The organism is uncultured Ruegeria sp. (genome assembly GCF_947497005.1).
In the GTDB taxonomy this organism is placed as follows: Bacteria; Pseudomonadota; Alphaproteobacteria; order Rhodobacterales; family Rhodobacteraceae; genus Ruegeria.
Map to the genome: position 1 here is coordinate 1 of NZ_CANMFF010000007.1, position 16,725 is coordinate 16,725.

A 16,725-nucleotide genomic window follows, 5' to 3' on the forward strand; every position below is an offset into this window, starting at 1 on the left:
ATCTTCGCGCCGATTTCCTGAATCGGTTTCTTGTTCGCTTCGCGGGCGATTTCGATGTCGGATTTGTAGCTCATTGGGTGCTGGGCTCCGTGCAAAGTAGGTTTAACGAACTCAAACCCGTCCGCATCTGCGACCGGGGGAGGAATCAAATACTTTCTTTACGGTAAATAAATATTCCTTTGGGTCAACCTCAGAAATGCGAGGACATGACCGAAAGAGCGTTTCTTACGCGATGGCGTCACGGATCACGCGTAACGTTTACGCACCGCGCTTAGCCCCAACAACCACTCCTCTACGATGCGCAGTTCCGGGAATGCTTTTTGCGTTGGGCTTTTAAGAAGATAGTACCCAGACTGCGTTCGCACCGATACGTCCTGAATCGGTCTGACTAACGCGCCGCTTTCAAGCAGTGGGTCGACAAGATGGGCCCAACCTAATGCGACACCCAATCCATCGACTGCTGCTTGTATAGAGAGAGGATAAGTGTTGAAAGCCACAGCGCGTTCCATCAATGAGGTTGAAACATCATTGCCGTTAAGCCACGTGTGCCAAGTCATCCATTCCGCGTGACTACTAGTCACCTCAATCAGATCCAACTCCGGCAAAGCAGTTAAATCTGTCACCGACGGATTGGTTTTAAGATACTCTGGGCTGCAAACCGGGAAAACAGTTTCCCCAAATAGAAGCTGAGCATCATATCCAGGCCATTCGCCATCCCCGCGCAATATCGTTAAGTCCATCGAATCTGACAGGCACTCTGCATCACTGTCGGAAGACACTAACGAAATACGAATTCGACCATTGGATTTGTTGAATTTTCTTAGCTGTGGCATCAACCAGAGTGACGCAACCGAGTTGGTCGCAGAGATCGAGACAGTGTTGGCTTGATGTTTAGCCAGCATGTCACGGCTAACATCCCGCATCAGGTCCAGCGACTTTTCCACGGTTGTCAACAATATGGCACCTTGCTGCGTCAGCGAGACCGACCGATGACCTCTGACAAACAGAGGAACATCATAATGCTGCTCCAACAGTCGCACCTTGCGGCTGATTGCCGTTTCCGAAATGTTGAGCACCTTGCTGGCCTGCGCAAAGCTCTGCGCTTTCGCAGCCGCTTCAAATGCCAAAAGGTAATCGAGCGGTGGAAGGACCTTCCCGGTAATTGGTGCTTTCTTTGCCATCTGAAGGCGGTTTCCCAATCTGAAGATGATCGCAATCAAGAACATTTGCCCGCTTCGACTGGAAACCGATCAGGCAACTGACTGTTAAAATAGTGAAAAATCAGATTTGCCTCAAGATTTTATAGGCAATGCCTCTCAAATTTCTGTTCTGCGTCTCGCGAAAACTTAGGCAGAATGAGAAAATTCGGGGCCGGAAGAGTCCGCAGATAAGAAATGTACGTCACTCAGGGAGCAAACATGAAACTCACAAATCTATTTTCTGCTGCAACTTTGGCAGCGGTAGCGGGCACCGGAGCGATTGCCGAAGACAGCAGCGATCCGATCGTCATACCAATTCACAACTGGTCCAGTCAGATCGTGATGTCTTACGTTACAGGTCAACTACTCGAAGAGATCGGTGACAACGTCGAATACGTCACAACAGACAGTCAGGCGGTCTACGAGTCGGTGCGCTTGGGCGATGTCACACTTGAGATGGAAGTCTGGGAAGGTGCGTTTGGCGCATCCTTCCGCGCCGCGCTAGAAAAGGGTGGTTTGCATGATGCAGGTGATCATGATGCGGTCACGCGCGAGGATTGGTGGTATCCGATGTGGACTAAGGAATCCTGCCCCGGCCTGCCCGATTGGCAAGCGTTAAACGAATGCGCGCATCTTTTCGCAACAGCGGAAACCGGGGACAAAGGCCGATATCTGGATGGACCCGTCGACTGGTTGAAGCATGGTAAGGAACGTGCCGAAGCGCTTGATTTGAATTTCACGGTCATCAATGCGGGTTCGGCTGCGGCGCTTTGGGCCGAGATCGGAGCCGCAGAGGCAGATAAGAAACCGGTTCTGGTCTTCAACTGGACACCCAACTTTGCCGAAGCTGTCTGGCCCGGTGAATTTGTCGAGTTTCCGGCCTGGGAAGATGGTTGCGACAAAGACCCATCCAAAGGTCCGAATCCAGATGCGTTGTATGATTGCGGCAACCCAGCCACCGGTTACCTGAAAAAAGCCGCGTGGGATGGCATGAAAGACAAGTGGCCGGCTGCCTATTGCGTATTGACCGAGATTTCGTTCACCAACCCACAAATCGCGGAAATGGCCAAGCTGGTCGATACAGATGAGCTGGAACCAGAAGAGGCCGCAGCCGAATGGCTGGATGCTAACCGCGCTGTTGTTGACCCCTGGATCAGCGCCTGCAGCTGATAATCCGGTCATTAGCAACGAAACTGGCGCGGCCTTGCTGATCTCAGTGAAGCGAGGCCGTTCCTAACAAGAAAGAAGGCAGCCATGTCCGCCACAGCGCCCGTCATTTCAGCCAAAAACATCTGGAAACTGTTTGGAGCCTCTCCTGAGGCCTATCTGAAATCCATGCCCGCGGGCCGCAGCTTCGATGAGATACGTGCAGACGGCTACATCGCCGGAGTCAAAGACGTCTCGATTGAAGTTGACCGGGGTGAAATGCTGGTCATCATGGGGCTGTCCGGATCAGGCAAGTCCACTCTGGTACGGTGCTTTTCTCGCCTTCATGACATAACCGGCGGCACGATAGAGGTTGATGGTCAGAACATCATGAGCCTGAGTGAGCGTGACTTGATCGAGTTGCGGCGCAACAAGATGGGCATGGTGTTTCAGTCCTTCGGTCTGCTGCCGCATCGTACGGTTCTGGATAACGTTGCCTTCCCGCTGGAAATGCGCGGCCAGGATCGCCATGACCGACGCGAGCGGGCGTTGGAAGTCATCAAGCTGGTCGGCCTTGAGGGTCGCGAAGAATACTTCCCGCGCGAGCTTAGCGGCGGGCAACAGCAACGGGTCGGCATCGCCCGCTCCCTGGCGATTGAGCCGGATATCTGGTTTCTGGATGAACCGTTCTCGGCCCTTGATCCATTGATCCGCCGCGAAATGCAGGATGAATTCCTGCGGCTGCAAGAGATGCTGGGCAAGACCATCGTCTTTATCACCCACGATTTCGACGAGGCGCTGCGTTTGGCAGACCGGATCGCGATCATGCGCAATGGCGCTGTCGAACAATGTGACACGCCCGATCAGATCGTCATGAACCCCGCCACCGAATATGTGGCGAAATTTACCGAGGACATCGACAAAGCCCGCGTGGTACATGCGAAAGGGCTGGCGAAACCGGTCAACGGGCACGCTTTGGAAGGCGCTCCAATCAATGGCGGCTCGACCATCCACGAACTGGCGCGGGTTCTGGTCAATGACAACCGTATCCTTTTACCGGTTGCAAATGACAAAGGCGTTGTCACCGGTGTGCTGGAACGCGACGCCGCGTTGAATGTTCTGCTCGGAGCCGAATAATGGCGACACTGTCCACTGATCTGCCCAAGACCACGGACAAGTCGTGGGGACGTACCCGAGTGCTTACCGCGCTGCTTGCCGTGGCTTTTGCACTGATCCTCGCCAAGGCAGTCGGTATTCTGCCTGAATGGCTGAACCGCATCCCCGAAGCGGCCATTCCACCCACCGCGCAGGTTCTGGATGCGATTTTCAACTTCATCCAAAACGACCTCGGCCTGATTTACGTCACCCGCTTTATCGCCGAAGGCCCGCTGGAATTTCTGCTGGACACTTCAGCCAACCTTTTAGAAGGCAAACGCCGCTGGCCAAACCTGGGACCGATCCCATGGTCTGCGATTGCCGCCGTTGCCGGGGTTGTGGGCTATGCTGTCGGTGGATGGAAGTTGGCCGCTCTGGGCGCGGGCACCTTTATCTGGACTGCGGCAATCGGCCAGTGGAAGATCGCCATGCAAACCATGTCCGTGATCGTGGTTGCGGCCCCCTTGGCGTTTTTGCTGGGTCTGGCTCTGGGTACTGCCGCATGGAAATATGGCTGGTTCGAGCGGATGCTGAAACCCATCCTGTCCATATTGCAGACCCTGCCCTTCTTTACCTACCTTTTGCCTGCGGTGATCTTCTTCAAGGTCGGGCCAACAGCCGGTGCCGTCGCGACGATTACATTCGCGATCCCACCGATGATCCTGATGACAACGCTGGGGCTCAAGAAGGTCAGCCCCGAAGTGATCGAAGCAGGCCAGATGTCGGGCTGCACCCGCTGGCAGATGCTGCGCCATGTCTATATACCGGCGGCGCGGACCGAAATTCTGGTTGGCGTCAATCAAGTAATCATGCTGTGTCTGGCCATGGTGGTCCTGACCGCCTTCATTGGTATGCCTGGCCTTGGTGCCAAGCTGTTGGCAATGATGGGCAGCTTCAAGCTGGGCCGTTCCTTCGAGATCGGCGTGACCATCGTTCTTCTGGCCGTGACGCTGGACCGGATGTCCAAGGCCTGGGTCGTCAAGCAACCGGTTCACTTTGAACGCGGCACACCGTGGTGGAAACGGCATCAGATCTCGCTGGTCGCACTGGGTCTGTTTGTCGGGTTTATCCTGCTGTCGCAGCTGTTCCCGATCCTGGCCGAAGTCGGCCGCAAACAGCACTTGAGCCAGGGCAAGGAAATCGATGTGGTGATCAAGTCGTTCCTGGCGATCGAAGCCATCAAGGGAACAACCGAATGGTTGCGCTGGTTCTTGAACGTCAAGGTTCTGATCCCGTTCCGGAACACGTTGCTGGCGATCCCGACCCCTGCCTTCATCCTGCTGGTCGTTGCTTTTGCCTATTGGGTCGGCGGACGCCGCCCGGGTATCTATGCGGCAGTATTCTTCACCATGGTCGCATTCTCGGGCTGGTGGGACCGGTCGGTGATCACTCTGTATACGGTTATCTCGGCCGTTGCGCTGGCCACGCTGATCGGCATACCGCTTGGCGTGATCGCCGCCCGGTCCGAGCGCTGGTCGAAAAGCATCCTGCTGGCCTGCGACACCGCGCAGACATTCCCCAGCTTCATCTACCTGATCCCGGCCATCATGCTGTTCGGCGTCAATGACGTGGCCGTCGTGTTCTCGATCCTGATCTTCGCCGCCGTGCCATTGATCCGGTACACCATTATTGGCCTCAGCAGCGTGCCCCCGGAAATGACCGAAGCGGCAGACATGTCCGGGTCCACGCGGCGGCAAAAGCTGATGTCGGTCCAATTCCCGCTGGCGCTGCCGACCATGGCAGTGGGCTTCAATCAAGCCATCATGTTCGCCTTTTTCATGGTCATCATCGCGGCCTTCATCGGCACCCAGGACCTGGGACAGGAATTGCAGCGCACGCTGGCGGGCACCGAGTTGGGCAAGAACTTCGTCCTTGGCCTGAACGTGTCGCTGATGGCGCTGACCTTTGACATGGCCATCAGCAGCTGGGCGGAACAGCGTAAAAAGCGACTGGGGCTCGACTGAGATGGAACAGCCGCAAAACATGCGTACCGTCACCCGTTTCGACGACACCGGCTTTGTCAGAATGCAGATGGAAGATTTGCCCGACGAACAGATCTGGTGGAAGAATGTCAGCTTTGACGAGGACACCGGGCAAGGCAGCTATCTGATGAAAATGGCACCGGGCACGCGCTCGAACCCGCATATCCATCACGGCCCGGAAGAGTTCTTTGTGCTCGAAGGTGATCTGACCGATCACGACGGTTTCAGCTATCGCAGTGGAGACTTTGTCAGCCTGGCCGCCGGTTCCGGTAACTTTTCGCGCACCGAAGCGGGATGCCTTTTGGTGGTCACGCATCGCGGCGCAACTGAATCCATTCAGGAAGGTGCACTATGAATGTGAAGCCGGTTTTCGAGGTGCCGTATGAACGCAGCGGGGTTCTGGCCCCCGGCCTTCCGATCCTGCCGCATGGAACGGAACGTCATCCCGTCCCTGGCGCAGGATCGCGTGCGGTTCAGGTGTCCAAAGGCGACACGATCACATTGCTGGATCGCGATGGGATGCAACCCGCCGAGATAGTGTTCTTTGCTCCTGATCGAAGCTCGGACGCTGCCATGCTTGGCGCGGAGGGGCACGGACGTCCAGAGGGGCTGATTGCAACTCTGGCGAATGGCTCGGCTTCGGGCAAGAAAGTGTTGCGCGCGTTAGAGGTTGCAGGTTTCGACATCGGACGCGGGGATGCGATCAGGGCTTTCTCGGATGAATCACGCCCCGGCGACATGGCGCACTTCGTGGCCGAATGCGACGGTCTACTGATCGTCTCTGCTCCCGGCGAAGCGATGCGGCCCGAAGACAACAACCCACCGACCGACATTATCCTATACATTCAGCGTGCCGCTCCCGGCTTTGAAAAACCCGACGTGGGCGCGCCCGATCCGTTGGCCGACCCTCTCAGAGACATCAACATTCAGCCGGGCAATGCCAAATCTTATGAGGTCAAAGCCGGAGAGTTCATCCAGATCGTGGATATCAGGGGCCGCGAATGCTCAGACTTTCAGGCGTTCAGCCGTCGTGCATTAGATCAGGGGATCGAACGGGAGATTGATCCCACCACAACGCGCAGCCTGATGGGCAGCTTGTATCCGCAACCAGGTATATTCTCGAAATACTGGTCAGTGGATCAGGAACCGCTGGTTGAGATCGTGCAGGATACATGCGGCCGCCACGACACGTTCGGGCTGGCCTGCACAGCACGGTATTATGAAGACTTGGGCTATCCCGGCCACGTCAATTGCTCGGACAATATCAACAAGGATCTAAGCCAATATGGCATCCGTCCCCGCGCAGGTTGGCCTGCGATCAACTTCTTTTTCAACACAATGCTGGACGATAACAATGCCATTGGCATGGACGACCCGTGGTCGCGACCCGGAGATTTCGTGCTGCTGCGCGCCCTGACGGATCTGGTCTGCGTCAGCACCGGCTGTCCCTGCGATATCGATCCGGCCAATGGCTGGAACCCAACCGACATTCAGGTGCGAACCTACAAAGCAACCGAGGATTTCAAACGGTCCTATGGCTACAGAAAATCTGCGGAGGCGGATGTGGAAGAAACCAAGAAAACAGCATTTCACGACTGCTTTGCGCGTCATACCCGTGATTTTGTCGAATATAATGGATATTGGCTGCCTAATACGATGACCAATCACGGCACTATTGCCGAATACTGGGCCTGTCGGGACAAAGTTGCTGTGATGGACCTGAGCCCGCTGCGCAAATACGAGGTTGTTGGCCCGGATGCCGAAGAACTGATGCAGCTTTGCGTGACCCGCAACATGAAAAAGCTAAGCGTTGGTCAGGTAGTCTACACGGCCATGTGCTATGAACACGGTGGCATGATCGACGATGGCACCGTCTATCGCCTGGGAGAGACCAATTTTCGCTGGATTGGTGGCAACGACACCAGCGGTTTGTGGCTGCAAGAACAAGCGCGTAAGCGCAATATGAATGTCTGGGTGAGAAACTCTACAGATCAGTTGCACAACATCGCGGTACAGGGGCGGCACAGCCGCGACATCCTCTCGCAGATATTCTGGACGCCACCCCAGCAACCAACCATTGAAGAATTGCCTTGGTTCCGGCTTACAGTGGCCCGGGTTGGGGATGTGCGCGGGACATCCGTTGTAATTTCTCGGACGGGGTACTCCGGCGAGTTGGGGTATGAAATCTTCTGCCACCCTAAGGACGCTGTCGAGATTTTCGACCGTGTCTGGGAAGCTGGTCAGGACTATGGAATTGCCCCTCTTGGACTTGCCGCCCTCGACATGTTGCGGATCGAAGGTGGCTTGATCTTTGCCGGGTCCGAATTTGACGACCAGACTGATCCGTTCGAGGCCGGGGTCGGTTTTACCGTCCCATTGAAATCTCAGTCCGATGATTTCATCGGGCGCAACGCAATTGAGGAACGCAAGGCTCACCCTCACCGCAAACTGGTCGGGTTTGATATAGAAGGTGGAACAGTTCCTTCTCCGGGCGATTGTGTACGTATCGGAAAAGCGCAGGTCGGCGAAATCACCAGCGCGATGAAGTCACCCATCTTAGGCAAGGTCATCGCCCTCGGGCGGGTTGCATCAACCCATGCGCTCGAGGGGCACGACATTGAGATCGGCCAACTGGATGGGCAGCAAAAGCGCTTGAAGGCAAAAATGGTTCCGTTCCCGCATTTTGATCCATCAAAAGAGCGTGTGAAGGGTGTTTACCTGAAAAACGATTTCCCGGATGCGGCTGAATGATAATTTAACAACCAAGCAAACGACCAAAGCTGCGGTCGTTTGTTTTCTGGGGTTTGTCATGGCTACTTTGCCAGAAACCGGCTTCGCAGGAGTATGTGACAGGGTTACCGCACTTGAAAACTACAACACCACCGGTTTCTCGCCGATAGGAGCAATGTGCAAACCGTATGTCGGCCTAGCCAATGTCCAAGGCATTTCATGCCGATGGGAGTTTCCGTTCCGAGACGCCGAAGCCAATCGCGCATTCAACGACCTTTGGACCGAAGTAACACGTTGCAAAGACGGAACTCAGAAACAACACCGTAGTTCCGTTAACCACCCTGACAGCTACGTACAGAGGAAACTTATCACCTCGGACGGTGTTTATCGCGTCGCCCAAAAAGACAAGGGCCAAATCAATCTTACATTGGTGTTTTTGAGTCTCGAACATCGCAATTGACGCAGCCGGCGTACCATTGCTCGCTAGATGACTAAGGATAGAGTAGTGCATGCTCTGCCATCTTCGATCGTCACGAAGCCCAAGTGCCGGACAACAGAACAGGCAGTGGCGCGAGCTGTCAGCTCAGGTATTCTGAAATGGAGGTTGTGGTGCAAAGATTCTTGCTAGCCAAGGAGATTACGGCGTGTCTTCAAGTTAAGCGGCCAGTTCAGCGAATTGTTGAAAGGGACAGAGTCCGGACGTGAATTGGCCCTTGCGGATCATGTTCGCGACTTCGATTCCAGCGAGTGTTGCTGCAGCAGAATCGAAAGCTTTGAACCCCAGCATTGGCCAAGTGCGTCTCTTGATGAATCGGTGATCCTGTTCGACGATGTTGTTTACGAACTTCTGCCTCACCATCTCGATTGGAATCGGACATCCAAAGCCCTTCAGCATTTTGTTGATGGCTTTAATACCTGCTGTGTTTGCGCCGCTTTTGTCGATGACAATCTTTCGGGTAAGGCCGTTGACCTCCAACATCCGAGCAAACAAGTTTGTGGCTGCAGGTTTATTACGACGTCGAGAAAGCATGAAATCAAAGGTTTTGCCGTGTTTGTCGACGGCCCGGTAGAGGTAAACCCACGCACCTTTCACTTTGATATAAGTTTCGTCCATTCTCCAGGAACGATCACATGACCCTTTTCGGCGACGCGCTGCTTCAGCGATCGCGCCGGAATACCGTGTTACCCATCGGTTCAGTGTGGTGTGGTCTACCGAAACACCGCGCTCAGCCATGATTTCTTCTAGATCCCGATAGGAAACACCGTAGCGGACATAAAAGAAGACCGTCAACAAGATCACGTCTTTCGGATACTGAGCGCCTTTGAAAGAAATCAAGAACCAACCTTCAATTGGATAATGCCGTTCGCCACACAGGCACTGACGCCACAAAGGTCAATGGTCAAAAGTTTGCAACACAACCCCGCTTTGGAGCAGTGAAACATTTGCTTTGCACCGCAGCGAATGACCGCTTCCCGCCCCTCGGGTATACAACTCCTCTATTCAAACCGCTGGCCAGACGTTTTGCGATTGTTGTCTTACCGGTGCCCGCATAGTCTTCCGCGCGGCTTCCATTATCAGCTGCATCCGCGTGCCACAAAGTCAGGTGGACATTGTCGGAGTAGATGCGATCAAAGCCAGCGGTATAACCAAGCTTGAGCGACTTGAAGAGATTGCCATCGCCAAACGCATCAAAATCTGGATGGGACGGGTCTGCATTTGCGTCTGCAATGCTCGCAATTGCGTAGATGTTCTCGCTTAGCTTTACCCCGCCTGCAATGCCAAGACCTTGATTGGGCGTGTTAATAGTCGGGTTAGTGTTGAAGGACAGATTCTGAAACCCACTGTAGGGACTGACCAGCCCATAGATATCAACGAAATCCGTGACGTCGATCTGACTGACTTGCAGTGTCCACGAGCCATTCTCGGCCCTTTGGGTCCAAAACAGGTTGGTCAGCCGCAAACCATTGTCATTGAAAGCCGTCCCGGTGATCGACAGAGCACCGCCGTCCAGCCGCAGAAACTGCAAGGCGATATCGGCGTAACTGTGCCGATCTTCGATCTTAAATGACAGTGAACCAAGTTCAGTTGCCTGCCAACTACCGTAGAGACGCGTAATTCCGCTGGCCACCTCGCCGGTTCCCAGGTCAGCATTTCGTAGATTGACCCAACGCCAGGTAATCAATGTTGAACCGAAATCCTTCCTCGGCCAGTCGGTCTTTCCAAGTGAACCACCCCGATGTGATGTTGCGCGGACACTCTGAGCGGTACTGCGGATCGGTCAAACCATCTCCGGGCTCAAGGTCAGCTTCAACAGAAGAAGGTCTGGACAGTCCCTGCGCCGAAACTGTACCAGCGAAGGCGATACTCAATGTGGCAGCCAAAAGTCTTATCATTCAGACGCCTTTGCCCCACCGGTCTTGCGGTCGCCTGCCGCACGGATGCGATCAGCAGCACGCTGTTTACACTCCAGCCTGTCTGCCTCGGTTTCCAGTATTTCGACACTAACCCTCTCCAACCGGAAGGTCGCACTCATGGGCACAAGACCATCCACGACCATCATGCTCTGAACCGAGGGATCAATCGTCAGCGTGCCAGTTAGACGAATGGGTTCATGGAAATAGCTGGGCGTCCAGTCCCCATTCAACCGCACGCGGATCATCTGGTTGGGCGGCGGTGGAGGCATGTGGCTGCACATCCCGCGTTCTGGCACCAAATACGCTACAGGTCGCCCGTCAGGGTCGCTCGGGGCAGGAATAGCAAAGCCCGCGAGTGTAATTGTCTGACCGTCGAATTGCGGATTCCCATTTGTTCCTGCCTTTCTTCGACGTTCTGTCACAACCTCCCGCTGATCGAGTTGCCAGTCGACATCAATCCCATCTGCTGCCAAGGCGTCCTCTGTCTCGGTCAGAAGCTCTTGCCATTTCTGCCTGTCTTCCATGCTGCCACCGTCTTGATGCAGCCTGCCTCGCAAGAGTATGATAAACAGGACATCGTCGAACTGTTCGGGGCTAAGATCACGATAGGGGTCTTCAAAGACCTGCACGGATGGATCTGGCAGGTCGGGCCAGTCCAGCGTTGTTCCCGGCGATGCCATGGCAGAATGACCAAACCAGACCAATCCTGCAATCATTGCAGAGCGAAACCAATGGTGCATGAACACTCTTCGGCTGATTTTTCGGGTCATTCCATTGTATATTTATATATCACACCGTCCTTCATAATCAGTTGAATCTTTTCCGGGCTCTCCGGCCTCGGGTCGGCACCGAACCGCTGATCGCCCGTTCCAACGACTCAGAAGTCTTCAAGTGGGTTGCCGTCGATCAGCAGGATGTCAGCATAGGCGCCTTCTTCGATCACACCCAGCTTACCTTCTGGATAGGGGTTCATGAAATCACCGCTGAGTGCCGTGATCTCGCCGCCTACCGAAGTCAGGGTTACCATCGACGCTCACCCGCGAAGTAAAACGGCTGCGTGCCGATGTCGCTAAGGAGCGCCTCAGAGAGGACAGGATGACAATTGCAGAAATCGGCCTCATGCATGGCTGCTCCGACAAGCCCCACTTCACTCGCTTTTTTCGAGGCCAGACCGGAATGACGCCGACCCAATTCCGCTTTGGATCGTAACTGCGGTGCGAACAGCTGGATTGGCTGTCAACTCCGGGTCGACAAGAATTTGCAACACATTATTCAGGGCCAATATCCAAGGATTGAAGAGAGACAATTGGCCCCATGGCCATTTTGGTTGAGCATGCAGCGCTGCAGCACTTCTTTGTTTGGGTTCGATCGGTCATGAACTTGATCGCAGCAAGTTGCCATATGCTCTTGAGCCGTCCCGCAGGGTGTGAAACCTTCAAGCCGCTAGCAACACTAGACATCTCTTCAACATGCTGCTGGTGGCGGTAACGAAGGACAGCACCTTGTTGCACGTGTGGATTGGATTAGAACGCCTCGTTTGATCCGAAAATGTTGGAAGTTCGAGTCACTCGTCACCCACCATTCTCTCGTCAAAGCAGCGTATCTGTAACAAGGTCGAAATGCTGAACGCACCTTGCAACCGGTTGCAAGTTTTTGCCGATGGTGCATAATGATTTGGCTATGCAGAACTTAACGAAATCCCAGTCTCACAGCGGCAGGAATCGGTCAGCGTGAGTGTGACCCTCAAAGACGTTGCCGCACTGGCAGGTGTTTCACGATCAGCCGTGTCGCGCACCTTTACCGAAGGGGCCTCCGTTTCCGCAAAAACGCGCAGCAAGGTCGAAAAAGCCGCGCGCGAACTTGGCTATAGCCCAAATGCTCTGGCTTCATCATTGACAACCGGGCGCACCAAACTGATTGGGTTGATTTCCAACAACTTTCACAACCCAATCTTCCTCGAAGTCTTCGATCAGTTCACGCGCGCCCTACAGGAACGCGGCCTGCGCCCGTTGATCGTGAACCTGACGGATGAGACCGAGCCCGCAAACTCGGTGCGAATGCTGCGGCAGTATTCGGTTGATGCGGCCATTGTGGCTTCGTCCACCCTGCCGCCCAGTTTTGCAAAAGCCTTTCACGATGCCGGTGTGCCCGTGGTTCACACATTTGGTCGGTCGGCCACCTCGCCCGAAGTGCATGTGGTGGGAATCGATAACGTCGAATGTGGCCGCATGGCCGCCAGAGAGCTTTTGTCGCGCGGTTATACCCATGTCGGGTACCTGGGCGGCCCAAAGGATGCCACCTCGGCCCTCGACCGGTATCGGGGATTCACAGAAGAGCTGGCAGATCACCCTGAGGTCGAAGTGACCCATTGTTTTGCCGGGGCGTATTCATTCGAAGCCGGACGGGACGCAATGTTGCGCCTGTTGGTCGGCGCACCCGCGGAGGCGTATTTTTGTGGTGACGACATCCTGTCCGTCGGTGCGCTTTCAGCGTTGGAAAACCACGGATTGAAGCCGGGTCAGGACATCGGAATCATCGGCCTGAACGACATGGAAATGTCGCGCTGGGAAAATATCAACCTGACAACGATTCACCAGCCGATCAAGCAGATCATCACCTCATCCGTGAATCTGGTCGTGGAGATGCTGAAAGAGCCTCAGCGTTATCCTGAAGCCCGCATCTTCCCCTGCCGGGTGATTGAGCGGGGCACATTGCGACCCCGCCCATAATCAGCGAAACATCGGCGGGCGGGCATCCTGCCAAGCGCCGTCTGCCTTGCCGGATGTAACGGCCGCATGGACGGCTGCGATGGATCGCACCCCATCAGCCGCTCCAGGCAATCCATCCCGGCTTTCACCGCGGATCGCATCCGCCAGATCGCAATAGATATTGGCTACGGCCAGCGGGAACCCTTCGGGGTGCGCAATGGCAACTCGGGACAGGCGTTGAACCTCGTCATGCAGACCACCCTCGCCTTTTTCGATGATCTGAGTACGTCCGCCGACAGGTGTATAGATCAACTGGTTGGGTTGCTCAGACGCCCAGCGCAGCCCGCCGGTTTCGCCAAAGACCTGAATGTCGAAACCATGCTGACGGCCAATCGCGACCGATGATGTCCAAAGACGCCCGACCGTGCCACCTTCCATTCGGAAGTTGATCATCGCATCGTCTTCCAGTTCACGGCTGGGGATGGTCGAGGCCAGATCAGCGGAAAGAGACTTTACCTCATCATCACAAATAAAGCTGGCCATGTGCAATGCGTGGATACCGCAATCGGCAAACTGGCCCGAGACTCCCGCCATCGCAGGATCATAGCGCCAACGTACACGTGGATTATCTGCATCGGTGGCATCGCCATGATGACCGTGGCTGAAATTCGTCACAACCAAACGCACCTTGCCCAACTCACCTGCGCGCACCATAGCACGCGCCTGACGCACCATCGGATAGGCGGAGTAGCAGTAGTTCACCGCGCATATCTTGCCCGAGGCTTCGGCGACGCGAACAATATCTTCGCCCTCTTCCACTGTCATGGTCATCGGCTTTTCACAAAGAACGTTAAAGCCAGCCTCGAGATACGCTTTGGCGATCTCGAAATGAGTCGAGTTGGGCGTCGCGATGGTCACCAGATCAATCCGATCTTGACGGCTTTTTTCGCCCGCCAACATCTCCTGCCAATCGCCATAGGCGCGCCCGGCTGCGACCCCCAGCCGCTGCGCGTATTCGCGGCCCGCTTCAGGTCGGTGATCTAGCGCGCCAGCTGCAAATTCAAACAGCCCGTCAGCCTGCGCACCAAGACGGTGGGCGGGACCAATTTGACTGCCCTCACCACCTCCGATCATGCCCCATCTCAACTTAGCCATGGTCTTCGTCTCTCATTAGAACTTTTTAGGTTGAGCGATCAGAAATCGCTGATGTTTTTCCACTGCCGCTGATCTGACGACGCCAGGACGGCGGCCAGCACGCGGTTCACCTCATGCCCGTCGCGGAAGGTGGGCCAAATCGCTTTTCCGCTGTGGATGGCCTGCAGGAAGTCTTTGGCTTCGATGATAATCTGGTCCTGATATCCGGTTCCGTGGCCCGGACCCTGGCAAAAGGGTTCATAATCCGGATGCGCAGGGCCGGTCAGGATCTTTGTGAAGCCACGCGACGCTTCGAGGCCTTCGCGCTTGTACAGCCACAATGCGTTCTGATCTTCCTGATCGAACCGAATGGCGCCTTTGGTGCCCGCGATTTCATATGCATAGCCCATTTTCCGGCCCGTCGCCACGCGGCTGAAATACAGGTTTCCCATAACCCCGTTTTCGAACCTGCACATCACCTGGGCATGGTCGTCATTTGTCACTTCACCACCCGGTCGGGTTTTGTGAACGGTTTCAACATCCGCCATCACCTGGGCTATGGGTCCGATCAATGCCAACGCTCCGTTGACCATATGCGGGGCCAGGTCGCCGATCGTTCCGTTCGCCATACCTGTTGTGCGCCACGTTGCCCGGGCTTGCGGGTCGGCATAAAAATCCTCGGTGTGCTCCCCCCGGAACCAGGTGACATCTCCGATCTCACCATTGACGATCAGCTGGCGGACGTATTGGCTGGCGGGCGTGCGGATATAGTTGAACCCCACCATATTGACCGCGCCCGAAGCCTTGGCAGCAGCAACCATGGCTTGGCTGTCATCCAGTGACGCGCCCAGTGGTTTTTCGCATAAGACCGGCTTGCCCAAGGCGAAAGCCGTCTCGGCAACCTGCCTGTGCGTGGATTGAGGGGATGCAATGACAATGGCCTCAACCTTTGGGTCCTCAACCAATGCACGCCAGTCATCGGTTGCCCGCTGAAACCCGTAAGCCGCCCGGTAACGTTCCGCACTTTCGGAGGTTGATGCACAGATGATCTCAAGCCGGGGCCTTAACGCCGTGTTGAACACCGCACCTACCGCCGACATGGCAACGGAATGGGCCTTGCCCATATAGCCGCCGCCTACGATTCCAATTCCGATTTCAGGCATCTGCCACGGCCTCGCACATTGTATTTGCAACCGGTTGCAAAATCAGTATCGTGTGAATCGATTCAACGCAAGGTCCAAACTTTGCCGACCCCTTTTCACCGGAGGATATGACGTGAACGCTTTGACGGATGGCATCAGAGGAAACCGGTTCGCCATCTTGGGGCGTGCGGGCATGGATTTGTTCGCCGATCCCATCGGGATAAAAAGCGAAGACGCCGATACTTTCCAGGCAGATTTGGGCGGCTCGTCTGCCAATATCGGTGCTGGTCTGGTGAAATTGGGCAGCCAGGCGTCCCTGATCACGTCGATTTCGGATGATGCCATCGGGCGGTTCTGTCTGAAACGTCTGCAGTATTACGGCGTTGATACTTCCCACATCCGCGTCGTCGGTGGCGAACACCGTATGTCCGTCGCGATCTATGAGAGCCGTACGGAAGATTTCCAGAATGTCATCTATCGAAACGGTGCAGTCGACTTTCAAGTTACCGAAGAAGACATGGATCGCGTGGATTTCAGCGCTTTTTCTGCTGTCCTGTCCGCCGGAACTGTTTTTGCATCTGAACCCTCGCGCAGCGCAACCTTCCGGGGGTTTGAACACGCGCGCAAAGCTGGTCTTCCGATCATTTTCGACATTGATTATCGCCCCTACAGCTGGCCCTCGCCAGAAGTCGCCGCCGATGTTCTGTCCCGAGCCGGTGAAGCCAGCGATCTGATCGTCGGCAACGATGAAGAGTTCGGCTTTATGGCCGGAGGCCTGGACAAGGGCTTTGCCAAGGCACAGGAGCTTGCCGAGAAACCAGGCCGCATCGTCATTTACAAAATGGGCGAAAAGGGCGCAGTAACGCTGGCGGACGGGCAGGAAATCAAAACCGGTATCTATCCTGTGGACGCCATCAAGCCGGTCGGCGCTGGCGACAGTTTTATGGCGGGGCTTCTGGCTTCGATCGCTGCCGGGCACTCGCTGAAAGACTCGGTGATGCGCGGTTCGGCCTGCGCATCCATTGTCGTTTCCAAGCCCGGCTGTGCTCCTGCAATGCCGACAACCACACAGTTGGATGCGTTTTTGTCCAACCATCCCGGCCCCACAACGTAG

At 55.4% G+C, this 16,725-nt stretch carries 17 protein-coding genes; 9 read left to right on the top strand and 8 right to left on the bottom strand.

Annotated elements, in window-relative coordinates; translation table 11 throughout:
* Positions 1–245 precede the first annotated feature (245 nt).
* Positions 246–1,181, bottom strand: coding sequence for a LysR substrate-binding domain-containing protein (locus Q0816_RS11020; RefSeq protein WP_298850347.1), 936 nt, complete (start codon positions 1,179–1,181; stop codon positions 246–248).
* Between the two features lie 237 nt (positions 1,182–1,418).
* Between Q0816_RS11020 and Q0816_RS11025 the strand changes: the two genes are divergently transcribed.
* The 6 genes from Q0816_RS11025 to Q0816_RS11050 all read left to right on the top strand — a co-directional run bounded on the left by Q0816_RS11025 (position 1,419) and on the right by Q0816_RS11050 (position 8,672).
* Positions 1,419–2,369, top strand: coding sequence for an ABC transporter substrate-binding protein (locus Q0816_RS11025; RefSeq protein WP_298850348.1), 951 nt, complete (start codon positions 1,419–1,421; stop codon positions 2,367–2,369).
* A gap of 84 nt (positions 2,370–2,453) precedes the next feature.
* Positions 2,454–3,482 (top strand): glycine betaine/L-proline ABC transporter ATP-binding protein, encoded by a 1,029-nt coding sequence (locus tag Q0816_RS11030; protein ID WP_298850350.1) that lies wholly within the window; start codon positions 2,454–2,456, stop codon positions 3,480–3,482.
* Entirely contained in the window at positions 3,482–5,464 is a 1,983-nt protein-coding gene (locus Q0816_RS11035) for a proline/glycine betaine ABC transporter permease (RefSeq protein ID WP_298850352.1), read from the top strand. The genes Q0816_RS11030 and Q0816_RS11035 overlap by 1 nt, the downstream gene beginning before the upstream one ends.
* A 1-nt stretch (position 5,465) precedes the next feature.
* Positions 5,466–5,837: a cupin domain-containing protein gene (locus Q0816_RS11040; RefSeq protein ID WP_298850354.1), complete on the top strand. Its 372-nt coding sequence runs from the start codon at positions 5,466–5,468 to the stop codon at positions 5,835–5,837.
* Complete coding sequence (locus Q0816_RS11045) at positions 5,834–8,233, top strand: DUF1989 domain-containing protein (RefSeq protein ID WP_298850356.1); 2,400 nt, start codon at positions 5,834–5,836, stop codon at positions 8,231–8,233. Before Q0816_RS11040 ends, Q0816_RS11045 begins: the two co-directional genes overlap by 4 nt.
* Complete coding sequence (locus tag Q0816_RS11050) at positions 8,220–8,672, top strand: hypothetical protein (RefSeq protein WP_298850358.1); 453 nt, start codon at positions 8,220–8,222, stop codon at positions 8,670–8,672. The genes Q0816_RS11045 and Q0816_RS11050 overlap by 14 nt, the downstream gene beginning before the upstream one ends.
* Positions 8,673–8,867: 195 nt before the next feature.
* Here the strand turns inward: Q0816_RS11050 and Q0816_RS11055 are convergent, their stop codons facing one another.
* The 5 genes from Q0816_RS11055 to Q0816_RS11075 form a co-directional block, all read right to left on the bottom strand.
* Positions 8,868–9,548, bottom strand: coding sequence for an IS6 family transposase (locus Q0816_RS11055; RefSeq protein ID WP_298850360.1), 681 nt, complete (start codon positions 9,546–9,548; stop codon positions 8,868–8,870).
* 64 nt (positions 9,549–9,612) lie between these two features.
* Positions 9,613–10,341, bottom strand: a complete 729-nt coding sequence (locus Q0816_RS11060; protein ID WP_298850362.1) for a carbohydrate porin — start codon at positions 10,339–10,341, stop codon at positions 9,613–9,615.
* A 16-nt stretch (positions 10,342–10,357) separates the two neighbouring features.
* Positions 10,358–10,606, bottom strand: coding sequence for a hypothetical protein (locus Q0816_RS11065; protein ID WP_298850364.1), 249 nt, complete (start codon positions 10,604–10,606; stop codon positions 10,358–10,360).
* A complete protein-coding gene (locus tag Q0816_RS11070; RefSeq protein WP_298850365.1) occupies positions 10,603–11,367 on the bottom strand; it encodes a DUF3299 domain-containing protein in 765 nt (254 codons plus the stop codon). The genes Q0816_RS11065 and Q0816_RS11070 overlap by 4 nt, the downstream gene beginning before the upstream one ends.
* A gap of 137 nt (positions 11,368–11,504) precedes the next feature.
* Positions 11,505–11,654, bottom strand: a complete 150-nt coding sequence (locus Q0816_RS11075) for a hypothetical protein (protein ID WP_298850366.1) — start codon at positions 11,652–11,654, stop codon at positions 11,505–11,507.
* A gap of 26 nt (positions 11,655–11,680) precedes the next feature.
* Here Q0816_RS11075 and Q0816_RS26045 point away from each other — a divergent pair, with 26 nt between their 5' ends.
* Positions 11,681–11,836: a helix-turn-helix domain-containing protein gene (locus Q0816_RS26045; RefSeq protein ID WP_367180492.1), complete on the top strand. Its 156-nt coding sequence runs from the start codon at positions 11,681–11,683 to the stop codon at positions 11,834–11,836.
* Between the two features lie 521 nt (positions 11,837–12,357).
* Positions 12,358–13,356 (top strand): LacI family DNA-binding transcriptional regulator, encoded by a 999-nt coding sequence (locus Q0816_RS11080; protein WP_298850367.1) that lies wholly within the window; start codon positions 12,358–12,360, stop codon positions 13,354–13,356.
* Here the strand turns inward: Q0816_RS11080 and Q0816_RS11085 are convergent, their stop codons facing one another.
* Together Q0816_RS11085 and Q0816_RS11090 are read right to left on the bottom strand one after the other, a co-directional pair.
* Positions 13,357–14,490, bottom strand: a complete 1,134-nt coding sequence (locus tag Q0816_RS11085) for a Gfo/Idh/MocA family oxidoreductase (RefSeq protein ID WP_298850369.1) — start codon at positions 14,488–14,490, stop codon at positions 13,357–13,359.
* A 38-nt stretch (positions 14,491–14,528) separates the two neighbouring features.
* Positions 14,529–15,632 (bottom strand): Gfo/Idh/MocA family oxidoreductase, encoded by a 1,104-nt coding sequence (locus Q0816_RS11090; RefSeq protein ID WP_298850372.1) that lies wholly within the window; start codon positions 15,630–15,632, stop codon positions 14,529–14,531.
* A 112-nt stretch (positions 15,633–15,744) separates the two neighbouring features.
* On the opposite strand from Q0816_RS11090, the gene iolC reads away from it, so the two are divergent.
* Entirely contained in the window at positions 15,745–16,725 is a 981-nt protein-coding gene (gene iolC / locus Q0816_RS11095; protein ID WP_298850375.1) for a 5-dehydro-2-deoxygluconokinase, read from the top strand.

Excerpts from the sequence above, each read along its gene's own strand:
- Q0816_RS11040 (WP_298850354.1), top strand. The coding sequence starts at position 5,466 with ATGGAACAGCCGCAAAACATGCGTACCGTCACCCGTTTCGACGACACC.
- Q0816_RS11045 (WP_298850356.1), top strand. The coding sequence starts at position 5,834 with ATGAATGTGAAGCCGGTTTTCGAGGTGCCGTATGAACGCAGCGGGGTT.
- Q0816_RS11090 (WP_298850372.1), bottom strand. The coding sequence starts at position 15,632 with ATGCCTGAAATCGGAATTGGAATCGTAGGCGGCGGCTATATGGGCAAG.
- Q0816_RS11085 (WP_298850369.1), bottom strand. The coding sequence starts at position 14,490 with ATGGCTAAGTTGAGATGGGGCATGATCGGAGGTGGTGAGGGCAGTCAA.
- Q0816_RS11070 (WP_298850365.1), bottom strand. The coding sequence starts at position 11,367 with ATGCACCATTGGTTTCGCTCTGCAATGATTGCAGGATTGGTCTGGTTT.
- Q0816_RS11035 (WP_298850352.1), top strand. The coding sequence starts at position 3,482 with ATGGCGACACTGTCCACTGATCTGCCCAAGACCACGGACAAGTCGTGG.
- Q0816_RS11020 (WP_298850347.1), bottom strand. The coding sequence starts at position 1,181 with ATGGCAAAGAAAGCACCAATTACCGGGAAGGTCCTTCCACCGCTCGAT.
- Q0816_RS11075 (WP_298850366.1), bottom strand. The coding sequence starts at position 11,654 with ATGGTAACCCTGACTTCGGTAGGCGGCGAGATCACGGCACTCAGCGGT.
- Q0816_RS11025 (WP_298850348.1), top strand. The coding sequence starts at position 1,419 with ATGAAACTCACAAATCTATTTTCTGCTGCAACTTTGGCAGCGGTAGCG.
- Q0816_RS11065 (WP_298850364.1), bottom strand. The coding sequence starts at position 10,606 with ATGATAAGACTTTTGGCTGCCACATTGAGTATCGCCTTCGCTGGTACA.
- Q0816_RS11030 (WP_298850350.1), top strand. The coding sequence starts at position 2,454 with ATGTCCGCCACAGCGCCCGTCATTTCAGCCAAAAACATCTGGAAACTG.
- Q0816_RS11050 (WP_298850358.1), top strand. The coding sequence starts at position 8,220 with ATGCGGCTGAATGATAATTTAACAACCAAGCAAACGACCAAAGCTGCG.